General features: G+C 39.8%; 30 protein-coding genes and 1 pseudogene. 28 read left to right on the top strand and 3 right to left on the bottom strand.

Features of this window, described 5'->3' with window-relative positions:
• The first annotated feature begins 123 nt into the window (after window positions 1-123).
• On the top strand, window positions 124-711 hold the full coding sequence (locus R8O70_RS19755; protein ID WP_258624512.1) for a hypothetical protein: 588 nt from the start codon (window positions 124-126) through the stop codon (window positions 709-711).
• Between the two features lie 123 nt (window positions 712-834).
• On the opposite strand, the gene R8O70_RS19750 is transcribed toward R8O70_RS19755, so the two are convergent.
• From R8O70_RS19750 to R8O70_RS19740, 3 genes are all read right to left on the bottom strand, one after another.
• Complete coding sequence (locus tag R8O70_RS19750; RefSeq protein WP_095482530.1) at window positions 835-1,152, bottom strand: CcdB family protein; 318 nt, start codon at window positions 1,150-1,152, stop codon at window positions 835-837.
• Entirely contained in the window at window positions 1,152-1,397 is a 246-nt protein-coding gene (locus R8O70_RS19745; protein WP_038140558.1) for a type II toxin-antitoxin system CcdA family antitoxin, read from the bottom strand. The genes R8O70_RS19750 and R8O70_RS19745 overlap by 1 nt, the downstream gene beginning before the upstream one ends.
• 199 nt (window positions 1,398-1,596) lie before the next feature.
• A complete protein-coding gene (locus R8O70_RS19740; RefSeq protein WP_258624498.1) occupies window positions 1,597-2,226 on the bottom strand; it encodes a hypothetical protein in 630 nt (209 codons plus the stop codon).
• A gap of 213 nt (window positions 2,227-2,439) precedes the next feature.
• On the opposite strand from R8O70_RS19740, the gene R8O70_RS19735 reads away from it, so the two are divergent.
• The 27 genes and pseudogenes from R8O70_RS19735 to R8O70_RS19590 all read left to right on the top strand — a co-directional run bounded on the left by R8O70_RS19735 (window position 2,440) and on the right by R8O70_RS19590 (window position 20,495).
• On the top strand, window positions 2,440-2,844 hold the full coding sequence (locus tag R8O70_RS19735) for a hydrolase (protein ID WP_258624497.1): 405 nt from the start codon (window positions 2,440-2,442) through the stop codon (window positions 2,842-2,844).
• A 299-nt stretch (window positions 2,845-3,143) separates the two neighbouring features.
• On the top strand, window positions 3,144-3,629 hold the full coding sequence (locus R8O70_RS19730) for a DUF3885 domain-containing protein (protein ID WP_115386070.1): 486 nt from the start codon (window positions 3,144-3,146) through the stop codon (window positions 3,627-3,629).
• A 142-nt stretch (window positions 3,630-3,771) separates the two neighbouring features.
• Entirely contained in the window at window positions 3,772-4,158 is a 387-nt protein-coding gene (locus tag R8O70_RS19725) for a hypothetical protein (protein ID WP_115386069.1), read from the top strand.
• Between the two features lie 141 nt (window positions 4,159-4,299).
• Window positions 4,300-4,680, top strand: coding sequence for a nuclear transport factor 2 family protein (locus R8O70_RS19720; protein ID WP_171346330.1), 381 nt, complete (start codon window positions 4,300-4,302; stop codon window positions 4,678-4,680).
• 156 nt (window positions 4,681-4,836) lie between these two features.
• On the top strand, window positions 4,837-5,454 hold the full coding sequence (locus R8O70_RS19715) for a LysE family translocator (protein ID WP_115386067.1): 618 nt from the start codon (window positions 4,837-4,839) through the stop codon (window positions 5,452-5,454).
• A 138-nt stretch (window positions 5,455-5,592) separates the two neighbouring features.
• Window positions 5,593-6,216, top strand: coding sequence for a hypothetical protein (locus R8O70_RS19710; RefSeq protein WP_115386066.1), 624 nt, complete (start codon window positions 5,593-5,595; stop codon window positions 6,214-6,216).
• Window positions 6,217-6,344: 128 nt separating this feature from the next.
• The gene (locus tag R8O70_RS19705) at window positions 6,345-6,746 is read left to right on the top strand and encodes a hypothetical protein (protein ID WP_258624494.1); all 402 of its coding nucleotides are present in this window, start codon (window positions 6,345-6,347) and stop codon (window positions 6,744-6,746) included.
• Between the two features lie 627 nt (window positions 6,747-7,373).
• Window positions 7,374-7,895, top strand: coding sequence for a GrpB family protein (locus R8O70_RS19700; RefSeq protein ID WP_029824562.1), 522 nt, complete (start codon window positions 7,374-7,376; stop codon window positions 7,893-7,895).
• Between the two features lie 148 nt (window positions 7,896-8,043).
• A complete protein-coding gene (locus tag R8O70_RS19695; protein WP_258624491.1) occupies window positions 8,044-8,496 on the top strand; it encodes a sterile alpha motif-like domain-containing protein in 453 nt (150 codons plus the stop codon).
• Window positions 8,497-8,638: 142 nt separating this feature from the next.
• On the top strand, window positions 8,639-9,421 hold the full coding sequence (locus R8O70_RS19690; RefSeq protein ID WP_047104427.1) for a hypothetical protein: 783 nt from the start codon (window positions 8,639-8,641) through the stop codon (window positions 9,419-9,421).
• A gap of 156 nt (window positions 9,422-9,577) precedes the next feature.
• On the top strand, window positions 9,578-9,805 hold the full coding sequence (locus R8O70_RS19685; RefSeq protein WP_240701394.1) for a hypothetical protein: 228 nt from the start codon (window positions 9,578-9,580) through the stop codon (window positions 9,803-9,805).
• A 21-nt stretch (window positions 9,806-9,826) separates the two neighbouring features.
• A pseudogene (locus R8O70_RS19680) lies at window positions 9,827-10,009 on the top strand (hypothetical protein); the annotation flags it as partial.
• 689 nt (window positions 10,010-10,698) lie between these two features.
• Window positions 10,699-11,127, top strand: a complete 429-nt coding sequence (locus tag R8O70_RS19675; RefSeq protein ID WP_115386062.1) for a GNAT family N-acetyltransferase — start codon at window positions 10,699-10,701, stop codon at window positions 11,125-11,127.
• 139 nt (window positions 11,128-11,266) lie between these two features.
• Window positions 11,267-11,551: a MazG nucleotide pyrophosphohydrolase domain-containing protein gene (locus R8O70_RS19670; RefSeq protein ID WP_017448465.1), complete on the top strand. Its 285-nt coding sequence runs from the start codon at window positions 11,267-11,269 to the stop codon at window positions 11,549-11,551.
• Between the two features lie 149 nt (window positions 11,552-11,700).
• On the top strand, window positions 11,701-12,096 hold the full coding sequence (locus tag R8O70_RS19665; RefSeq protein WP_203495327.1) for an ACT domain-containing protein: 396 nt from the start codon (window positions 11,701-11,703) through the stop codon (window positions 12,094-12,096).
• Between the two features lie 160 nt (window positions 12,097-12,256).
• Window positions 12,257-12,592, top strand: a complete 336-nt coding sequence (locus R8O70_RS19660; protein ID WP_258624489.1) for a hypothetical protein — start codon at window positions 12,257-12,259, stop codon at window positions 12,590-12,592.
• Between the two features lie 8 nt (window positions 12,593-12,600).
• A complete protein-coding gene (locus R8O70_RS19655; protein WP_309474978.1) occupies window positions 12,601-12,798 on the top strand; it encodes a hypothetical protein in 198 nt (65 codons plus the stop codon).
• 139 nt (window positions 12,799-12,937) lie between these two features.
• Window positions 12,938-13,318 (top strand): VOC family protein, encoded by a 381-nt coding sequence (locus tag R8O70_RS19650; RefSeq protein ID WP_031382130.1) that lies wholly within the window; start codon window positions 12,938-12,940, stop codon window positions 13,316-13,318.
• Window positions 13,319-13,461: 143 nt separating this feature from the next.
• On the top strand, window positions 13,462-13,791 hold the full coding sequence (locus R8O70_RS19645) for a hypothetical protein (protein ID WP_025590471.1): 330 nt from the start codon (window positions 13,462-13,464) through the stop codon (window positions 13,789-13,791).
• Between the two features lie 154 nt (window positions 13,792-13,945).
• Window positions 13,946-14,653 (top strand): CBS domain-containing protein, encoded by a 708-nt coding sequence (locus R8O70_RS19640; protein ID WP_170960366.1) that lies wholly within the window; start codon window positions 13,946-13,948, stop codon window positions 14,651-14,653.
• A gap of 821 nt (window positions 14,654-15,474) precedes the next feature.
• A complete protein-coding gene (locus R8O70_RS19630) occupies window positions 15,475-16,005 on the top strand; it encodes a hypothetical protein (protein WP_049538686.1) in 531 nt (176 codons plus the stop codon).
• A gap of 405 nt (window positions 16,006-16,410) precedes the next feature.
• A complete protein-coding gene (locus R8O70_RS19620) occupies window positions 16,411-16,893 on the top strand; it encodes a MazG-related protein (RefSeq protein WP_258624487.1) in 483 nt (160 codons plus the stop codon).
• A 698-nt stretch (window positions 16,894-17,591) separates the two neighbouring features.
• Entirely contained in the window at window positions 17,592-18,059 is a 468-nt protein-coding gene (locus R8O70_RS19615) for a hypothetical protein (RefSeq protein ID WP_104979300.1), read from the top strand.
• A 1-nt stretch (window position 18,060) separates the two neighbouring features.
• On the top strand, window positions 18,061-18,291 hold the full coding sequence (locus tag R8O70_RS19610; RefSeq protein WP_104975383.1) for a hypothetical protein: 231 nt from the start codon (window positions 18,061-18,063) through the stop codon (window positions 18,289-18,291).
• Between the two features lie 202 nt (window positions 18,292-18,493).
• On the top strand, window positions 18,494-18,820 hold the full coding sequence (locus R8O70_RS19605) for a GFA family protein (protein WP_258624485.1): 327 nt from the start codon (window positions 18,494-18,496) through the stop codon (window positions 18,818-18,820).
• A gap of 51 nt (window positions 18,821-18,871) precedes the next feature.
• Window positions 18,872-19,186, top strand: coding sequence for a hypothetical protein (locus R8O70_RS19600; RefSeq protein ID WP_258645098.1), 315 nt, complete (start codon window positions 18,872-18,874; stop codon window positions 19,184-19,186).
• 1,144 nt (window positions 19,187-20,330) lie between these two features.
• A complete protein-coding gene (locus tag R8O70_RS19590) occupies window positions 20,331-20,495 on the top strand; it encodes a hypothetical protein (RefSeq protein ID WP_169644102.1) in 165 nt (54 codons plus the stop codon).
• Window positions 20,496-20,734 lie beyond the last annotated feature (239 nt).

Genomic DNA, 20,734 nt, shown 5'->3' with positions numbered 1-20,734 from the left:
TGGCATTTTCACTATGCGTTGGTTTTAGTGTTTAAGGCGGTATGCGGCGGCTCTTGTATTGCGTTGCTCACCCCTTAGCAGGGCGTTAAGTGAATAAAATCGAGGTTTGTTAATTTGGTTACAATGAAGCGTCCAATCATATTTTTTGTGGTTGGAATTATTATCTCTATCATGGCAATTTGTCTGTCAAGTATACTGTCGTTTGACCCAGTATATGAAATTGGTGCTAGAGAAATTGGTCACTTTATCGGTTTTATTGGATTGTCATTCATGATGTATTTCTATTCAAATACTTGTTTTAAAAAGAAATTATTAAAAATCATGAATGTGATACATGTTCCGGTTTTGATTTTGGCTCTGGTTTTAAGTTTTATTCCTTCAATAAGAAGTAGTGTTACTGAATTTCCTATACATTGGTGGGTTGTGTTTATTAGTGTTTTGTATGGCTTGTTCGTACTGGCTGCATCTAATCGATTTCCGCGGGTAGAGACTGAATTGGAATTTATCATTATGACATATATATGTATGTTTTTAGTTTCTGCTTCTTGGGAATTGGGTATTCAACCATTCTTAGATGCATATCATTCTGGACCGAGGGAGTATATACAGTGGCATCAATTTTCCTCGGATATGCTTGGCATTTTTGTAGCTATTGTAGTTTTGGCCGCTTCAGCGAAGAGGGCAGAGATAAAAGGTGGCGTAGATACGTAATTCACTTAACAAACTGTTCAAGAGGGATTCGCAACGCGTGGCATTTTCACTATGCGTTGATTTTAGTGATTAAGGTGGTTTGCGGCGGCTTTTGTATTGCGTTGCTCACCCCTTAACAGGGCGTTATATACCAGTAATCAAAAAGTCGATAGCAGCAATAATTTCGTTTCTAAACGTGCTTAGCTCATTGACTGGGGTCGTAAGGATTTTAGTTGGTACACTAGCCATTTGTTGAGTAAGAATCACAAAGTCACCTTCATCAATATGGATCGTAGGGCACAGGTGGCTAGGGGCTTTTTTCTCTAACAGCTCGATAGGAGTTAAGGGAATCACCAAGCGAGTATTCAGTGAATCTAGCAACTCGCTTTGGACATCGACAAAATATGGGTAAGCGCTTGCGGTGCTCTTATCGTTGTTTTTATAAAGCGTAAATTGTGCCATTAGAATACTCGGTATGAATCGGAAAATAGTCCGTGTTTTGCAGTTAAGTCGTTACAAGCTTCAATAGCTTCGGCATTTTGTTCTAGCCATTCGGCTTTCAATTGTTGTTTTACTTCCTTTTCCAAAGCCTTTTCCATTGTTGCTGATAGGTTGATGTTTAGGCGCTTAGCTTCGGCAAGTAACTCACTGTTTAGGCTAAGGTTTGTAGCCTTTTTAGGTGCATGTGTGCTATATGTGTTTCTCATAAAGTAATCCTATGCGTATTGATGGTGCGCATTGAGTATAGGTGAAAGCTAGGCATATAACAAATTGTTCAAGAGTGATTCGGCACGCGTGGCATTTTTACTATGCGTTGATTTTAGTGGTTAAGGTGGTATGCGGCGGCATCGGTATTGCGTGCCTCACACCTTAACAAGGCGTTATGTGACCAACTCACCACCTGTCCTATGCAGGTCTACAAGCAGACCCCAGAAACTGAATTTGCTCGCTAGTTTTCACATTTGGTCCAATTAGGATAATGCTGATGTCTCCGTTGGTATTTAAATAGGGTATCCCTTGACCGCCAGCCATGGCCTCATATTGCATCGTTCTAAACTCCATCTCATAGCCTTCAGCTATCAAGAAGTTACGAATTTCATATGCATACTTCTCAGCTTCTTGATCATTCATCGCAATTGAGAAGTCTATTTTCTTCTGAATATCTAAAGTCTTCAGCAACTCACGCTTAAGTTCTGATGTTAATGTGCGCTCTTGTGAGCCTAGTACAACTTTATGTGCTGTAATGCCGCCACTTTGGTTATGGGATGTTACGGATTGATTGTATTGAACTTGTTGTACATTTCCGTTGTTACGTTTTTTTAAGCTAGTAAAAATAATGGCAAGGCTTATACCGATTGTTACATAGGCAATTGGGGTAATTATGTAAGTATATTGCTCAACAGTGTAGGACAGTTTTTCTGGATCAATGTTAAAGGTGATTAGCCACTTGCTAATGTTTGATTTTACAGACTCTGGGCTGTTTTGTATCAAAATGAAAATTAGGCTAGTTAAAAATGCAAACAGTGAACCTTTCATATACATACTCCGAAGTTGAACATCATGAATGTTATCATATGCTGTATGGGTGGTAATGCATTTGGTAACATAACAAGCAATTTAAGAGGGATTCACAACGCTTGGCACTTTTGCTTCTACTTCAAATTTAGTGTTTATGGCACAATGTTTTAGGTGAGTGGTAGCGTTGTTCACCCCTTAATTGGGCGTTATGTGGTTTGGGAGAAAATGGACATGGACATTCCCGATAGATTCAAAAATGTAAAATACGTTTCATCCCGCATTCCAGGTTGCAAAGATGATTCCGACTTAACGCTTGGAGCTAACTGTCAGGTCTTTGCGTATAATCTGCTCAGAGACTTCGGTCTAAATCCACCTAACTACCGTTCTAGTGAACTGTGGAATGACTCAGAGTTGAGTGAGGTGGTCACTGAGTTTAAGCCGCTAGATATCATGTTGTACAGCGACTCTGCTGACTCATACGGAGCACACGTTGGAGTGTACGCCGGTAATGGACTCGTCTACCATCTGTCTTTGTCCAATGGCTTACCCAAGTTTGAGCGCCATTTAGACTTACTTCAACAAAGTAAGTATCGGTTTTTTATTGGTGCCAAGCGTATAAAGCAGTTTGGTGCATAACGTAAGCACGCACATAACAAACTGTTCAAGAGGGATTCGCAACGCGTGGCATTTTTACTATGCGTTGATTTTAGTGTTTAAGGTGGTTTGCGGCGGCTTCGGTATTGCGTTGCTCACCCCTTAACAGGGCGTTATATTCATCGGGAAAACTGGAGATAAATAATGATGAACATACAACTAGAAAAACCAGTCTTCTATCTTAATGAGTTTGCTTTGAGGTTTGAGTTAGGCCCTGATGACGTCGACATATGGTTGGATGACAACCAAAAAATTATAATGAAGAGTATTTTGAAATTGCGATGAGTAGAGCACTTAGTATCTATGAAGCAGCATTTAAACCTTCAGATAAGATCAAAGTGTGTTATCAAATTTTTTCCGATGGACGGAAGAAAATTAGAAAAAGTGACTACTTCTTTAAACTGTTCGAGCCTCTGTGTGGTAAAGCTTTAGAGTTTTCGGAACATCGAGATATTTATACCGAAGATCTAGAGTACAAAAGACACTGCTGGAAAAGAGTAACCATTTCCGATGTGTTCGTATCAGAGTTAAATATAAAACCGATCATTCAGGCTTGTATTGACGGAGACTTTGGTGATCGTGGACCAACCCTAGCAGGGCAGCTGTTTATAATTAATTGTGACAAAGAACTGATGTTTCACCTCTATGATGACCGAGGTCTAGATGTTGCCGCCAGCAGTAAATGGGCTCTAGAAGACCTCTATCAAAATCAGAACCAGTTGTTACTCGATTACGATAAGCAATATATGGATAGCTTGTTCAAATGAATATAACAAACTGTTTAAGAGTGATTCGCAACGCGTGGCATTTTCACTGTGCGTTGAATTTAGTGATTAAGGTGGCATGCGGCAGCATCGGTATTGCGTTGCTCACACCTTAACAGGGCGTTAGGCTTATATGGAAGATAAGATGGAAGAACTTTCTAAAAATCAGAAAAGGAAACTAAGAAAAAGTATTAAACATCAATTGGGGCTGTACTCATTTAGTGAACTTGAAACTTCTATTGTAGAGCGCTTAAATTTGGATCTACTGACCATGCTAGTTGCTCGGTTAAATACTTTACAAAAACGAACCAAGTGTATTCGTTGTAATAAGTTTTTTGATGGTGTAATACCTATGTTAGGGCATTGTCAAAGTGTTCACAAAATAGGCGAACCTAAACAAATTCGTACTAAGCCATTTAAGCTGAAAGCAGCTAAGAAAATACGCTCAAAAGAAGTAATTATTGAGCATAAAAGCGTTCATAGTAATCTTTTAGGCATAACAAGTAGTCGTGACTGGAAGAAAACAAAGTAAGCCTAACAAAGCGTTTAAGACAGATTCGCAACGCGTGGCATTTTTGGTTTTATTTAGTTCAAGTGTTTACGGCACAATAGTTTAGGTTCAGTGGTAGTGTTGCTCACTACTTAACGCGGCGTTAGGTGCTTGGAGAAAATCATGAACTCAAAGGAAGTCGTCCTAGCTTTTCGGGATGCGATGAAAACAAACGACTTTGCTAAAGCAAGCGAGTGGCTTAGCCCTGGTTTTGAGGGTTTCTGGCCGCAGTCTGGTGAACTCATTATTGGCCGAGACAACTTTACGGCTATCAATTCTTATTACCCAGCGAATGGTATTTGGGAGTTTACAATTCACTCTGTAGTTTGCGATGGTGAAACAGTTGTCACTGATGTATCAATTACAGATAGCGTCCAAAAAGCACGAGCTATAACTTTTCATACCGTTGAAAATGGCTTGATAAGTAAGCAAAAAGAGTTCTGGCCAGACCCAATGGAAGCACAGGCATGGCGGGCAAAATGGGTCAGATTAGTGCAAGATTAAGCTACGCACCTAACAAACAATTTAAGAGTGATTCGGCACGCGTGGCATTTTTACTATGCGTTGGTTTTAATGGTTAAGGTGGTATGCGGAAGCACCGTATTGCGTGCCTCACACCTTAATTGGGCGTTATACCCTAATTGGAAAGGAGGCACCCTCATGGTTTCAATAGAATTTTTAATTACTTCTTTTATTGTTGTCTTAATACCCGGTACAGGAGTATTGTTTACAGTTGCTACAGGGCTCTTCAATAGCAAACAAGCTAGCGTATTTTCTGCAATTGGTTGTACGTTTGGTATTGTTCCTTCACTTTTGGCGAGTGTGTTTGGGTTGGCGGCAATCTTCCATACTAGTGCGTTGGTATTTCAGGTCGTCAAATATTGTGGTTCAGCTTATTTGATCTATTTAGCATGGACTATGTGGAGGGCTTCTTCCCCCTTGTCACTGGACAAAAAGCCTGCAAATGCGAAGCTCAGAGATATTGCGTTAAAAGGTTTTTTAATTAATATCTTGAACCCTAAGTTATCAATATTCTTTTTAGCATTCTTGCCCCAATTTGTTTCGCCACAATCAGAGCAGCCTTTGTTTAGTATGCTAGTTCTTGGAGTGGTGTTTATGTTGATGACACTTTGTATATTTATTGTGTATGGCTTAATGGCTAGTACATTTAGTGAGTTAATTGTACGCTCAGAAAAAGCAAGTTTGGTTATTCAAAAAATATTTGCGGGTGGTTTTGCCGCGATGGGTTTGAAGTTGGCGTTAACAGAACGGGTATAACAAAGCATTTAAGAGTGATTCCCAACGCTTGGCATTTTTTATTCCACCGTTGGGTTTTGTGTTTACGGTGTAATGGTTTAGGCTAAGTGGTAGCGTTGCTCACACCTTAATGCGGCGTTATATTTTTCTGAGGTTTCGATGGAACAAATAATTTCTAGATCATTTGATGAAATGGTCGCGACTTACACCCGAACGCTAATAAACTTTTATCCAGCGCGAGGGAGTACTGGTTTCACAGAAGCCAACCAAGTTCATATCTACGTAAATGCCCTAATGAAATGTCTCGATGATGATAGAGCTGTATCATGGCTTGAGTTTCCGTGGGTTGAGAAAAAGCAGCACATTGATGGTTTTGTTTTTTCTCCTAAGCACAAAGCTGTTTTTTTCATTGAGGCAAAACGTTTATCTCACACAAAGAAAAAACAAGAAATTATAAACGATATTGAGCGTCTACATCATCGAGACAAAAAGTTCCTTCATGACAATGGGGTTACCGGTTTCGAAAGTGAATACGTAGTTGCTTTATCTGATGTTTGGCTTGAGACAAAGTGGAAACGTTCGATGCCTGAATGGTGGTGTGGGCTAAACAATGTACCGGAGCAAGTTGTGGCACATGGTTCACTTAGTACTCCAGATAGTACAATTCACAATAACTTGGTTGATCTAAATTGGCACCGAAGTACCCCATTTGCATACTGGATGGGTGAGCATTGTGAAAGCGTAAAAAACTACTGTTTACTGATGGCGGCATCAAAAATATAACAAACAGTTTAAGAGTGATTCCCCACGCTTGGCATTTTTGGTTTGGATTTGGTTTAGTGTTTACGGTGTTCAAATTGAGTGTCGTGCTAGCGTGGCTCACACCTTAATTGGGCGTTAGGAGTTTGCGCATGAAATTGATTTTTAGTGTCTCTTTAACATTGTTTGCATTCAGCTCTAACGGAGCAGAGCAAGTAACCACAAAAGATTTGTACGAGAAATTCAACATGAGAACTGTCTATAGCTCTTATGGTCAGAATTTAAAGTGGTATTGTGAAAGTTATCCTAGAGAGTTCTTTTCTACAGAAGAGGCTTCGTTTGTTTCTGATAGTCGACTTGAGTTAGTGTCAGGTGACAATGTTTGGATTTTCACTATTTCAGAGCCAAATATAGTTACTATTGGAAATCAGATAACATCGGGTACATATAACAGCGTCTCAACGTATGAGCTTTACTTTGACCCTCGGACTCAGGAGTGGAGGGCAAATGAAACATATATAGACATACCGAAAGATTGTGAACGCTATGAATAAAACTCCTAACAAACTGTTCAAGAGGGATTCGCAACGCGTGGCATTTTTACTATGCGTTGGTTTTAGTGATTAAGGTGGTATGCGGCGGCTTCGGCATTGCGTTGCTCACCCCTTAACAGAGCGTTAGTTGCCAACGAGGAAAAACGTATCCAAAACAGAATGTTTAGGGCTAATGTCCATGTGTTTTTGACTAGGTTTAGCAATTCGGTTTTGAGTCATTTGGGTTTGCAAAAATCGCGCTTTGGTTTCTTTGGCTGTTAACTTTTCTGTTTCAGAAATCGATTTACTTGCTGAAAGTAAGTTCTGATACATTGTGTGCTAAAAAGCGCTTGTTGGTGTGGTTAATCCGTTTTCTACGGTGTTGTTTGTTCTAAGTGGTTTCAGTAACAGGCGCTTTGAAACTGAGCCTGATTTGAGTTTTTCAAAGTACATAAAGCTAGCGTTGGCAAAGCGGTAATTAACTTCAAATTAAAGCTTTAGGTTTGGCAACTAACAAAGCATTCAAGAGGGATTCACAACGCTTGGCAGTTTTGGTTTGAATTAGCTTTAGTGGTTACGGCACAATGGTTTAGGTAGGGTGGTGGCGTTGTTCACCCCTTAATGCGGCGTTAGGTAAATGGAGGAACAATGAGTTCGAGGGTAATTGAAGTTGTAGACTATCGACCTTCATGGGCCAATGAATTTAGCGATGAAAAGGTGTTGCTAGAATCGGCCTTGAATTCAGCTAATGTAGTGGCAATTCATCACATTGGTAGTACTTCAGTCAAAGGTCTTTGTGCGAAACCAATCATCGATATTCTTGTTGAAGTGAAATCACTAGAAGAATTGGATAAGAACAATAATCTGATGGAGTCGCTTGGGTATGAAGTTAAAGGTGAATTTGGTATAGCAGGTAGGCGTTATTTTCAAAAAGGTGGCATACAAAGAAGTCACCAAGTACATGCTTTTTTAGTTGGGTCTCCAGAAGCAAATAGGCATATTGCATTTCGTGACTACTTGATTCAATTTCCAGAAATAGCGTTGCATTATGGTAATTTGAAGCGAGAAGGTGCTTCAATTTGTAACAACGATATTGGTGTATATTGCAATCATAAAGACAGTTTTATAAAGGAGCATGAGGCAAACGCACTACGCTGGAAATTTACCTAACAAGGCGTTTAAGACGGATTCCCAACGCTTAGCATTTTTGGTTTACTTCAGCTTTATTGTTTACGGCACAATACTTTAGCTGTAGTGGTCTGCGTTGCTCACCACTTAACGCGGCGTTAACTGTATTGAGTTGGTATGGAGATAGTCAATGAAAACATTCTATGAATGGCTTATTGGTCGTAAAGATGAAACCAGTGTTATCGGTGATCTCGCTAATGATGTCATAGCGGATGAATGCGCCCCTACCGGGCAGAACTCATATAAATTCTGGCTTGAGCATTTACAAAAACACGGTGCAATTGATGAAGCCAAATCAGCTTTAAAGTCAGCTTGGTTTGAGTATCTAGAGTCAAGAAAAGCGAATGGCTTTAAAGGGTGGTTAACTCTACAAATTAATAGATCAGACTTGGTTGGCGACTTAGCTAAAGACGTTGCTAATGATAAAGAAACTCCTAAAGGTAAAGGCAGTTTTCAAAAGTGGCATGATTATCTCTTATCAAAAGGTGCATGTGATGGGGCAATTGAAGCTTTAAATATCGCTTGGGACAATTATAAGTATGATCTAAATCCGTCAGTAGAGCCGGAGTACGAATACAGTTAACAAATTGTTCAAGAGGGATTCGCAACGCGTGGCATTTTTACTATGCGTCGTTTTTTAGTGATTAAGGTGGTATGCGGCGACTTCGGTATTGCGTTGCTCACCCCTTAACAAGGCGTTATGTGTCTATTAAAAAGAGGATGTCGTGAATATTCAGAAGGCAGAAGAAAAAGACGTAGATTTCTCTCGAGAAGAGTTTGAGAAAAGTCTATTAGATGAAATGAGTAGAGAGAAGCTTCATGCTGAAGAAGAGTTACTTAAGCTAAAGCGCTTATATCAGGAGAAGTTAGAAAGAGAAGTTAGCTATCGCAATGCTAAGATTAAGCAGTACTTTATACTTTCAGTTGCTATATCTGTCTTAATCGTAATTATGACAGTTGGTTACTATGTTTTTGTTTTTCAAGCAAAGCAGCAAGTAGAATTCAAAAATAGCTTACAAAATGAAGTTCTTTCGCAGTTTTCCAGTATCGAAGTAAATGCAGAGTCATCGTTGCAAGAGTTTGCAACTGCTTCTAATACCCTTGATTTCCAGTTAAAAAGTATCTCTGACATAGTTGATTCCGGTGTTTTTGATAAAAATACAAATGCGGCGAGTGTTGCTCTGTCTGCGAAAGTTGCCATTATTGAAGCTAAACTAAATGCAATTCAAAGTTCTAATGTTATTGAGAAAGTTGCAAACATTGAAAGTTCAATTAAAGGGGACCCAATAAAAATGTTATCGATCCCTTTGCTAAAAAACGACCTGAGTAACTTAAAAGCTAACTATGAGAGAGATCTATCTAGGTTGAGGGGAGAGATTGATAGAACAAATTCGCAACTTGGCTTTTTTGCTACAACGACGATCTCACTATTAATCGCTATTTTTACAGCCTTGATTGCCCCAATGTTGTTAGATTTCTTTAGTAGAAAGCGTGAAACAGACACATAACAAATTGTTCAAGAGTGATTCGGCACGCGTGGCATTTTTATCATGCGTTGGTTTTAGTGGTTAAGGTGTTATGCGGAACCTTCGGTATTGCGTGCCTCACACCTTAACAAGGCGTTATGTGTCAATGGGTTTCTAAACAGAGTGAGAAAGATAAAAATGCAGTTTATTTGGGAAGTCTCGGACGTAGAAATAGATACCTTGTTACCTCAGTGGAAATGGTTGCTTAATCCTACAGGGAAACCTTTGTATCTAACCATCATGGGGGACTGGCTATTTGGTGAAGTGGATGGCTCAATTTCATTGTTATCGGTTTTAGATGGTACCTATGAAACAATTGCTTCGGACTTTCATGAGTACAATAACATGAATAAATCACAAGATTAGCGTGATAATGTCTTTTTAACTAGTTGGTATGACTTGGCGCTCGAACACGGGCTACAACCAAAACAAGACGAACGCTTAGGTTGGAATCTGCATCCAATTATTGGTGGTGAGTTTTGTATGGAAAATTTGCAAGTATTTACTACGAAAGTATATCAATCACTAATGTCTCAGTTGCATTTTCAACTTCAGCACGCAAACACATAACAAACTGTTTAAGAGTGATTCGCAACGCGTGGCATTTTTACTATGTGTTGCTTTTAGTGTTTAAGGTGGTATGCGGTGGCATCGGTATTGCGTTGCTCACACCTTAACAGGGCGTTAGTACGGGTCTGGCATCAAAGGTCATAAGTTTTGGTGTTTATCTATTTTGGCGTTCGTCTTTACACCTTTGAGCGTGTGCGTTTCACGTTCTTTCCGGTGGCACTATATGCGGAGTGTTTGCTTTTATTTCTCCATTTACGGTTTCTAACTCTTAGCCTATTTCTTTGGCGCTTCTTCTCTTTCGTGGTTTTTACTACGTCAGAATTGTCTTTCTTTGGTACTGCCGTTGGAGTTAGAGGATCGAATCCTTTTCTAATTTGAAGCCTGTGAAAGTAGGGCAGGTCAGTGCATTTTTCTTCTAGCCAACTCTCGTCTCTTAATCGAGTTTAAGTTTTGTAGCTGCCCGTCTCACTTCAGCGTTCAAAGCCTTTCATATCATGCCACTTTTCAATATCTTGGGGCGCATAAATAGAAGTAGTGCATGTACTAACAAATTGCTTAAGAGTGATTCGTAACGCGTGGCATCTTTACTATGCAGTGGCTTAGGGTGACTAAGGCGCCGTGTGGTAGCTTTTGTATTGCGTTACTCACACCTTAGCAAGGCGTTATACGCTTTGAGGAAATAATCGAATATGAACAAATTAGTATTCAGAGTTTGTGACGATAGCAGTCCTTACTGGACTGATCTGGAAAGGTTATTTCAAAGTGAGTGGGCTGACTTTTCGTTTGCAGATACCTACAAGCCTGAATCTGAACTTCCTCCGGTTATTCTCGCTTTGAGAAACAATGAGGTTATTGGTGGTTTGGCTTATTCTCGATTCCGAGAGCCACATGGCAATTCAGAAGTAGTGTGGTTAAATGCTGTTTATGTTTCACCTGACTGGCGTGGTCAAGGCATTGCGAGTGAATTGATAAACCGAGGTGTTAGCCAAGTATCAGCAACAACTCAAAGTAATCTGTATGCTTATACTCATATTGTACCGTTGTATGAGTCTTTGGGCTGGTCAGAAGTTGACATTGAAAGTGAAGTAAATCATAAGGTTATGAAAGTATCGCTCTAGTGTTAGCACGCGTATAACAAAGCATTTAAGAGTGATTCGCAACGCTTGGCATTTTCGCTTCGCTCAAGTATAGCCAAGCGCTGCTCACACCTTAATGCGGCGTTATACGCTTTATGGAAAATAATACAAAAAGGACGTTATGAAGTTATCAGAATTACAAAGTCATATAAAAGAATTCGATTATGCGCCAGAGCAATCTGAACACTATTTTTTAAAACTAATCGAAGAAGTTGGCGAATTATCGGAATCTATTCGTAAAGGTAAAAGTGGGCAACCAACGCTAGATGAACTTAAAGGTTCAATCGCAGAAGAGTTATATGACGTCTTGTATTATGTTTGTGCTTTAGCCAATATTCACGGTGTAAACCTTGAGAAAACGCATGAACTAAAAGAAGTTCTGAATAAGGTTAAGTACAACCGCTAGAACGCGTATAACAAATTGTTCAAGAGGGATTCAGCACGCGTGGCATTTTTACTATGCGTTGGTTTTAGTGATTAAGGCGGTATGCGGTAGCATTGGTGTTGCGTGCTTCACCCCTTAACAAGGCGTTAGCAATATAAGAGGAAATCAATATGTCAGGAATTACTGAGTTAGATGAATTATTACGCTCTATGAGTCCAAAGTTAATGGAAACAGAGTTCGTGTTTTGTACTGTCTCTGGTGTTCTAACAGACTATATTGAGCTAAATCCTGTTGCTACGTTTATTGAATCTGAGGGTTTAACTTTAGTACTAGAAAAATCATCGGCAGAACAAGCAGGTTTGTCGTTTGACGGTACATTTAGCCAAATCACTTTGACGGTGCACTCTAGTTTGGAAGCTGTTGGTCTTACAGCAGCAGTGGCTAGCAAGTTAGCATCAAAGGGCATTAGTGCTAATGTCATTGCTGCTTATTATCACGACCATATCTTTGTTCAAAGTAGCAAAGCTGAAATGGCAGTTTCAGCGTTAGAAGAGTTCAGTGCTTAACGTTGAGCCATATTGCTAACAAAGCATTTAAGACGGATTCCCAACGCTCGGCATTTTTGGTTTGCTTCAACTTAAGTGTCTACGTCACAATACTTTAAGTGCAGTGGTCTGCGTTGCTCACCACTTAATGCGGCGTTAGGCTTCAAGGAGGAAGTTGTTAGTGCTGAAACGACACTGGACATCAGAAAATCTGGTCTTCTCTGAGTTTTCAAATGATGAGGCGCATTTAGCCAAGTCAATTTTTGACAGTAACTCAAACGTAAAGGTATTGGAGCCAACGTTTAGAGAATGGCCTTTAGCTGAATATGAAAAACTGATCAATGAAAGTTGTCGGTCAAAATTACCTGATGACCAAGAAGCATTTTACCTAAGAAAAATCAGTACTAAGAAAGATGAGGTGGTTGGTTATGTGCAGTTGGAATTTCATGCTCCTTCTGACGGTACTCTTTGGCTCCCAATGTTAACTATTCTCCCGAGTTTTAAGGTAAGGGCTTAGGCTCAGAAATTGTTAGTAGTGTCATCGCAGTAGCCCGTGAATATACAAAGATTCAGCGCCTAGGTTTAAATGTTTATGTGGAAAACATCCCTGCTTTTAGGTTCTGGTACAAACAAGGTTTCACACAAATCCGGGCTTTCGAGCCAGAAATAGAATTAGGCAAAGAGTACAATTGCTTAGTGTTATATCGTGAGTTAGAAGCCTAACAAAGCGTTCAAGAGTGACTCACAACGCGTGGCATTTTTGATTTGCGTTGAGCTAAGTGACTACGGTGCTTTGCTGAAGCTTTTGTATTGCGTTGTTCGCACCTTAACGCGGCGTTAGCAAGCTTAAAGGAGTAAGTGTATGTTTTCGCATTACATATTATATGTATTGAATCAAGAAGCGAGTTCCAAATTCTATGAACATGTATTGGGTTTAACCCCAGTATTGGACGTTCCGGGCATGACAGAGTTTCAGCTAAGTAACAATTGTAAGCTAGGTCTGATGCCGTATGCGGGCATAAATAAACTATTAGGTATGGACTGCACATCCTCTAGTGAAGCTTGCCTTAATCCTAGTTCAGAGTTGTACTTGGTAGTAGATAATCCTCATGATTACCACAAACGTAGCTTGAACTTTGGCGGCGTAGAATTGAGCCCGGTACAGGAAAGGGATTGGGGGCACATTGTAGGTTATAGCAAAGATATTGATGGTCACATCATAGCCTTTGCAAAACCTTGCTAACAAAGCATTTAAGAGGGATTCACAACGCTTGGCAGTTTTGGTTTGAATTAGCTTAAGTGTTTACGTCACAATGGTTTAGGTTAGGTGGTGTCGTTGTTCACCCCTTAATGCGGCATTATATGCTTTAGGGATTTCTGAACAGGATGTTTTTGATACTAGCAATATTGGGTGCTATCTACCTATTATTTAAGCTGTACCAAGAAGGCGAAGAGATAGGTTGGAATAGAATTTTAGTTACTATCTTTTTTTTCAGCTATTCAGCTCTGTATTTGTATGTACCACCTTTCTTAGGCATGAATAACCAATATGCAGGTAAAATGTACGAATTAGTTCCAATCGGATGCTATTTCATGGCTTTACTTCCCGATATGGAAGAAGCAGAAACTGAGGCGAAAGCCTTCGTATTTTTCGCTTGGTGTGGTCTTATTCTCATAGCATCTTTCTTGGTTTACTTTAAGTTGTATGTGTGGTGATGGGTGCCAGTACGCATATAACAAACTGTTCAAGAGGGATTCACAACGCGTGGCATTTTCACTATGCGTTGGTTTAAGTGATTAAGGTGGTATGCGGCGGCATCGGTATTGCGTTGTTCACCCCTTAACAGGGCGTTATATTTTCGGGGGAGATATGAGTTTAGTCGAAGATTTTCTAAGTGAATTTTGTGAAATCGAAAAGTACTTACGTGTACTAACCAATAGCGACGAACACAAGTCATTTAGCAAAATGCTACAAGAATCTAAAACAAAAAATAGAGTCGTCAGTCGCTATATTGGTGAACTGGGCACGTTTGCAAGTTTAAGAAACTTGCTAAGCCATGAAAGATTTAGTGGTGCACATGTAGCATCACCCTCAGAACAAGTCGTTGAACGTATAAAAGAACTTAGAGCAAAAATAATTTCACAGCCTCGGCTATTGAAACTGTGCTCAGTTGAACTCTTAACTTTCGACAAGTCGGATACTATTCAAAAAGTTTTGCTCGAAATGAGGAAAAATGATTTTTCACAGGTCCCAATTCTATCGGGGGGCACTTTGTTTGGTGTGTTGTCGTCAAATACGATTTCTAGATGGCTTGGGTCTGATGCTTTTGAAGGTCTTTTCTGTACATCGGAAGCAACGGTTGAAGAAGTTATGGCACATCAAGAGTTTTCTGACAATTACGAGATTTTACCGCAAGATCAAACTTATGGTAAGGCAGTGGCAAAGTTTGAAAAAGCGACATCAACAGGTAAGGCTCTGGATGCAATTTTGATCACGCACTCAGGCAAACCAGAACAAAAGTTGCTCGGTATAGTTACAATGGCTGACATGCCTAAGATTATGAGTGAGCTGTACTAAAAATATAACAAACTGTTTAAGAGTGATTCGCAACGCGTGGCATTTTTACTATGCGTTGGCTGTGGTGTTTAAGGTGGTATGCGGCGGCTTTGGTATTGCGTTGCTCACCCCTTAACAGGGCGTTAGGGTACAAACGTAAAAAAGCCCACCATATCAACAGTGGGCTTGGAATTTAAGCTTCCTCTGCTTCACCTTGGCTAGAGTTACTTCTGTCGAAAGCAAACTCAAGTTTCAGAAACCAAGCATGAAATGCTGCAGAAACACTAAAACTAATCTTCATAGTCAACGCCTCTAAGGGTTGGTGACTATCAGGCTTGAAGGTGTGTTTTGAGTTTCAGGTATATTGAAATTAGTCGTTTTAAGTTAAATTAGAGAGAGTTTTAATATTAGTGTTTGTCTTCAATCTTATGAGCTTTAGCATCTTAAGCATTGAAATAGTAGTCTAGTTTATGTAGTTCTTTACTCTAATCTTTATTCAGTTATGTTAGTTTCAGTATCTTACTTTTGGTATTTAGTTACCTTAATTTTGCCTGACACCTCGCGGATAACCGCTTGAAATTTATACTATGCATTTAAGCACTCATGTCAAGCGAGAAGTGCCTTAACAAAGCGTTTAAGGCAGATTCGCAACGCTTGGCATTTTTGGTTTGATTCAGCTCTAGTGTTTACGGCACAATGTTTTAGTTGTGGTGGTGGCGTTGCTCACTACTTAACGCGGCGTTATAAATCAAGATTGAGATTCGTGTCTGAAAACAGAATATTAAGATGACTTTATTGGTATGTGATTTGTATCATATTTGCTTTGATTGAGGGAATAAGACATGAACGACATACCTGTTCTGAATAAATCTGCGGAAAGGAAGTTAAGCATTATCAATGATACACCTGCAATATTTACTATCGTTGATAGCGATAGCGCAGTCGGTAGAAAGCCATTATACGAAATTGATAGCTTCAGTGAAGTTGGGAAATGGTGCGGTTTGATAATTCATCAATCAAAGAAACATGGTGTAGACCCACGCCTAGTCGCAGCAATAATGTATATGGAAACTACTCATGGCTGGTATGATAAAGTCTATCCTTTGAGAAAAACCATACTGCCGATGAATCTACATTATTCATATTGGAAAGACATTGGCGTCACTAAAGAAGCCCTAGGCTGTCCTTACTACAATATTGAGTTCGGGATCGCTCTATTATCTAGAATACAGGCTCGTATTGAAAATCCGACGATAAGAAAAATAGCTACGATCTATAATTTTTTGGGTGCTGAAGTAGTTAGCGATTACGGTGCACGTGTAGCCAAGCTATATCTTGAGCAACCATGGAGCCCAGCCAAATGTGCCGTTTAAAACACTTTATCGTGTCTATTGTTGTTTCTAGTATTCTAGCTTGCATTCCCCTGTATATTGCAGTTAAACATAACTCAATGGGAGAGTTTTGTACTGCTAAATCTCTAGCTCTAAGTACTTGTAGGTATGACTTTAACTATATTTTTATGGTTTGGGGTAGTTGGTTTGTAATTATCTTTGTTTGTTTAATTGTGCTCACTTTTTTAATGCTAGTCGTCAAACGGCTCGTACAAAAACAGTGGCAATGATTTATAACAAACTGTTTAAGAATGATTCGCAACGCGTGGCATTTTCACTATGCGTTGGTTTTAGTGTTTAAGGTGGTATGCGGCGGCATCGGTATTGCGTTGCTCACCCCTTAACAGGGCGTTATGGCGCAGGGCAAAATTCAGCTAAGGAAGCTAGATGAGTGATAAAGTTAAAGTAGCCTTGCAGTGGCTCAAAGAAATCTTGGATGCAGAGGTTGTGGAGTATCAAATAGTAGGTGGATTAGCGGCAACTATTTATGGTGGAAGTCGGGAAGTCGCAGATATAGATCTTTATATTCGAAACTCAGACGCAGATAAAGTGTTATCACATGTATCAAAATACATATCCAAACCGTTAACTCATTATGTCGAATATGGTTGGGATTTAGAGTATTTCCAATTGGTTTACCAAAATCAAAAAATTGAAATCGGTTTGTCTGAATATACTAAGATACAATCACATCAAGATGGCTCTTGGCACCAGCTTGAAATCTCCTTTTCAGAATCAGTTATTAAAAATTATCAAGGCATAGAGTTGCCAGTTATCCCAGTTCATCGTTTAGTCGAGTACAAGCGGATATTGGGCAGGGAAGTAGACCAAATTGACATACGAGAGCTAACGTTGAGCGTAGCTCCATAACAAATTGTTCAAGAGTGATTCGGCACGCGTGGCATTTTTACTATGCGTTGGGGTTAGTGATTAAAGTAGTATGCGTAGGCTTTTGTATTGCGTTGTTCACCCCTTAGCAGGGCGTTAGTACGGGTTTGACATCAAAGGTCATCAGTTTTGGTGTTTATCTGTTTTGGCGCTCATATTTACACCTTTAAGTTAGTGCCTTTCACGTTCTTTCCGGTGGCACTATATGCGGAGTGTTCGCTTTGATTTCACCGTTTACGGCTTCTAACTCTTAGCCTATTTCTTTGGCTCTTCTTCATTTTCGTAGTGGTTTTTGAGAGAACCTTGATTACTTTTGGTGTGGCTGTTGAAGTACGAGGAAAGAATCCTTTTCTAATTTGAAGCTAATGAATGTAGGGTAGTTCAGTACGTTTTTCTTCTAGCCAACTTTCGTCTCTCTATCGGTTTTAAGTTTTGTAGCTGCCCGTCTCACCTCAGTGTTCAAAGTCTTTCATATCATTTAAGTTTTCAATATCTTGGAGCGCATAAATAGAAGTAGCGCATGTACTAACAAATTGCTTAAGAGTGATTCGTAACGCGTGGCATTTTTACTTTGCGGTGGCTTATGGTGATTAAGGCGCTGTGCGGTATCTTTTGTATTGCGTTACTCACACCTTAGCAAGGCGTTAGCTCTCTCGAGAATTTAAGCAAAAGGAGGAAACATGGAAACTGTTACATTGCTAAAAGATGTGTTGTTAGATAAGGGGCAAATTCATAACTATTATGAGGGTAAAGTACCTCTTAATTTGTGGAGAGGATTAAATGTTAAAAAAGGTATGGAGCTTTTTGAACTAATTGAAGATACTCTACTTCTTTTAAATGGTAGACCTAGACCTGCTGACATTACTATTAAAGGAATGGGAGTTGATGCGAGAGTGTTAGTGAAAGACCGGCCAAGAGGCATCAGTACGTTTGATCGACCAGGGATACCACAGGGACCAAATTGGCAGCACTATCGGATACCAGAGGGCACACCTTTACCTTCTGGGTTGGCGATAGTTAAAGATCAGTATAACCCTCGTTTTGGTGCGTATCATTACACTATCGCTCCTGCTTATGATATGCCCTTGTCAAAGTTTAAGTTACTATTGAGTAAATTAGCGAAGTTAGCAGTAAGAGAGGCTGCGTAAGATGAATATACCTAAGCCATATGTACCGATGCTATTATCGGCAGTTAGAGATGCTGTTCTATATAATCAAAACTTGTTACATAGTGAAACTTTGCGAGAACGTGAAGATTATGAGGAATACTTAGTTCATTTGACTCAGTTTTTTGAATATTTGAAAGATGAATATAAAAGCAATGAAGCAGAATATGGTTTGAAGCTAGAGCAGTTGCTACCTGAACAAGCAGAGAGCTAACAAAGCATTTAAGAGTGATTCCCAACGCTTGGCATTTTGTATTTACGAAGGTATGGTTAGGTTTCGTGGTAGCGTTGCTCACACCTTAATGCGGCGTTATGCAATAGGGAGGAAAACTCAGGATGTGTGCAGGATTTGAAGGTTCATGTTTATGCGGAGGCGTCCGATTTTCTGTTAGTGGGTTTAGTGAAAAAGTAGCTAATTGTCATTGTTCTATGTGTCGAAAATTTCACGGTGCAGCGTTGGGAAACTGGTTGGGGTCAAAGGTTTAAGTTGGCTTACAGGTAAGCATTTACTCAAAGAGTTTGTTGCATCAAACGGAACGACTAGAATGTTCTGTTCTAACTGTGGTTCTAGCCTCGGGTTCAGGGTGAAAGGTGAGTCTCTGGAAAAGATCGAACTGGCTATTTCGGTATTTGATGTTGATATACCTGTAAAAGTCGATGCTCAAATTTACACGGGCTATAAGGCTAAATGGTGTGAATTGCACAAAGGTTTAGGTCTTGTGGTGGCGTTGCTCACTACTTAACGTGGCGTTATGAGCTAAAGAATAATTAGGAGAATAGTTCTGTTGATCAGTGTGGCTGTTTTTTGTGTCAGTGTGGGGTTCTACTTTTGGTATGGAGAAAGTGATACGTCGGTAAAGGAAGCCGGTATTGCAATGCTTGTCTATATTGCGTATACGATTTTGTATTTGTTTGTTCCGCCTTTCCCTTTGGGTACGTCATCACAAATGGGGCAATTATACGGTTTTGTGCCACTGTTATCTTTTGGGGCCATTTTATTTCCTCATTTAAATACACAATCACCGGAAACAATAACACGAACAATCGGTTGGGGTGGCCTTATCACAGTTGCGCTTATCCTCGTTTGTTTCAAACTTTTTGTCTGGTAAGTGGGCAACATAAGTACGCTCATAACAAACTGTTCAAGAGGGATTCAGTACGCCTGGCATTTCTGATATGCGTTGATTTTAGTGGTTAAGACGGCATGCGGCAGCATAGGTATTGCGTGCTTCACCCCTTAACAAGGCGTTATGCTTAATCACGTAAAATCAGTGGTTTATTGTTTTTCTTTGTTCCCTCGGCTGGTTGGTTTCGAGTTTGTCGGCAAGTTAACTTCATTGGGCACTGTTTTTTGGACACTTATTCTTTGGCGCTGAAAATTCAGATAGTTGCCTCAATCAGCAATTTGATCTTCAGTTTTTGAGTTTTAGCGGCCGAATTTCAAAGCTCGATTTTCAAAACTATGAGTCATTTCGGTTTTCTACGTTTTGGCTTTGGTTTGTAAATCAAAGTCGAGTTAATTTTGTGCCTAATAAAGCGTAACCCATTGAAAATTAATCACAAAAAGCGTTCAAGAGGGGTTCATGCCGCGTGGCATTTTTGCTATGCGTTGATTTTAGTGTTTAAGGTGGTATGCGGTCGCTTCGGTAATGCGTTGCTCACCCATTAACAGAGCGTTATGTTTGCCAACGGCATCGAAAAGCTAATGTAATTCAATGTTATATGATAATTAGAGCTTTCGACTGAGCTCCAGAAGCCTACAACTGGCGTTATGATGAATATCATACTGAAATTACCCTTGTTGCATATTCGCGAACTAGTGACACATAGATGTATACGCCCATCAAATTCTATATTTCTTTACCTTTTGACTTGTTCTGGCTCGGACGCAAAACTAAGGCAAAGTTTGATTACATTCGAACGACTCCTCCACGAGATATGGAGGCTGTATGGGATTTTAAAATATACAATAAAAACGGAATTGAGTGCGTTGATTGTAAATCCGGAAGGCTGTCTCCTTCAATTATCGAAACCCTCATTTTGGTACGTTGTGGTGGAAGATTCCACAACATACTAAAATACCAAATGGTTTGCATGTTTCGCTGGGCGAAGATGGAGGTAAAGGGAAGCATCATTTCACAATTCGTCCGCTTCAAGATATGCCTCTTAGTTTATATTTGACAAAATTGCAGCAGTTAGAATCTAGTGCCAGACCATGTTTTATTAATTCTCCAAACTCACAGGTAGGTTGAAATGTTCAATGAAAAAGAGCTCCGTTATATTAGGCTGTGCTTAAAAGAAAAACTAGAAAGAGAGCATGTTCTGTTATCCCAATTGGGCGAAGACAGTGATGAGTATATGGAAAAAGCAAATGATCTTATGGTACTAGACTCTTTGATCGCCAAGCTTAGCCAATAGGCAAACATAACAAAGCGTTTAAGAGTGATTCCCAACGCTTGGCATTTTTCATCCATCGTTGGGTTTCGTGTTTACGGTGGTATGGTTAGGTTTCGTGGTTGCGTTGCTCACACCTTAATGCGCGTTATGGCTTTCGGAATAATTCGAGTTAGGTAGCACAGTTGGTATTACTAAATATAGTGCCCTAACTCTCGCTAATCGAGCGTTATCAACTTATCATATATCAAATGTTAATCGAA

The organism is Vibrio sp. 779(2023), assembly GCF_033344285.1.
Taxonomy (GTDB): domain Bacteria; phylum Pseudomonadota; class Gammaproteobacteria; order Enterobacterales; family Vibrionaceae; genus Vibrio; species Vibrio alginolyticus.
Note: the sequence above shows the minus strand (reverse complement) of the source record. Positions and strands in the feature narration are given on the sequence as shown.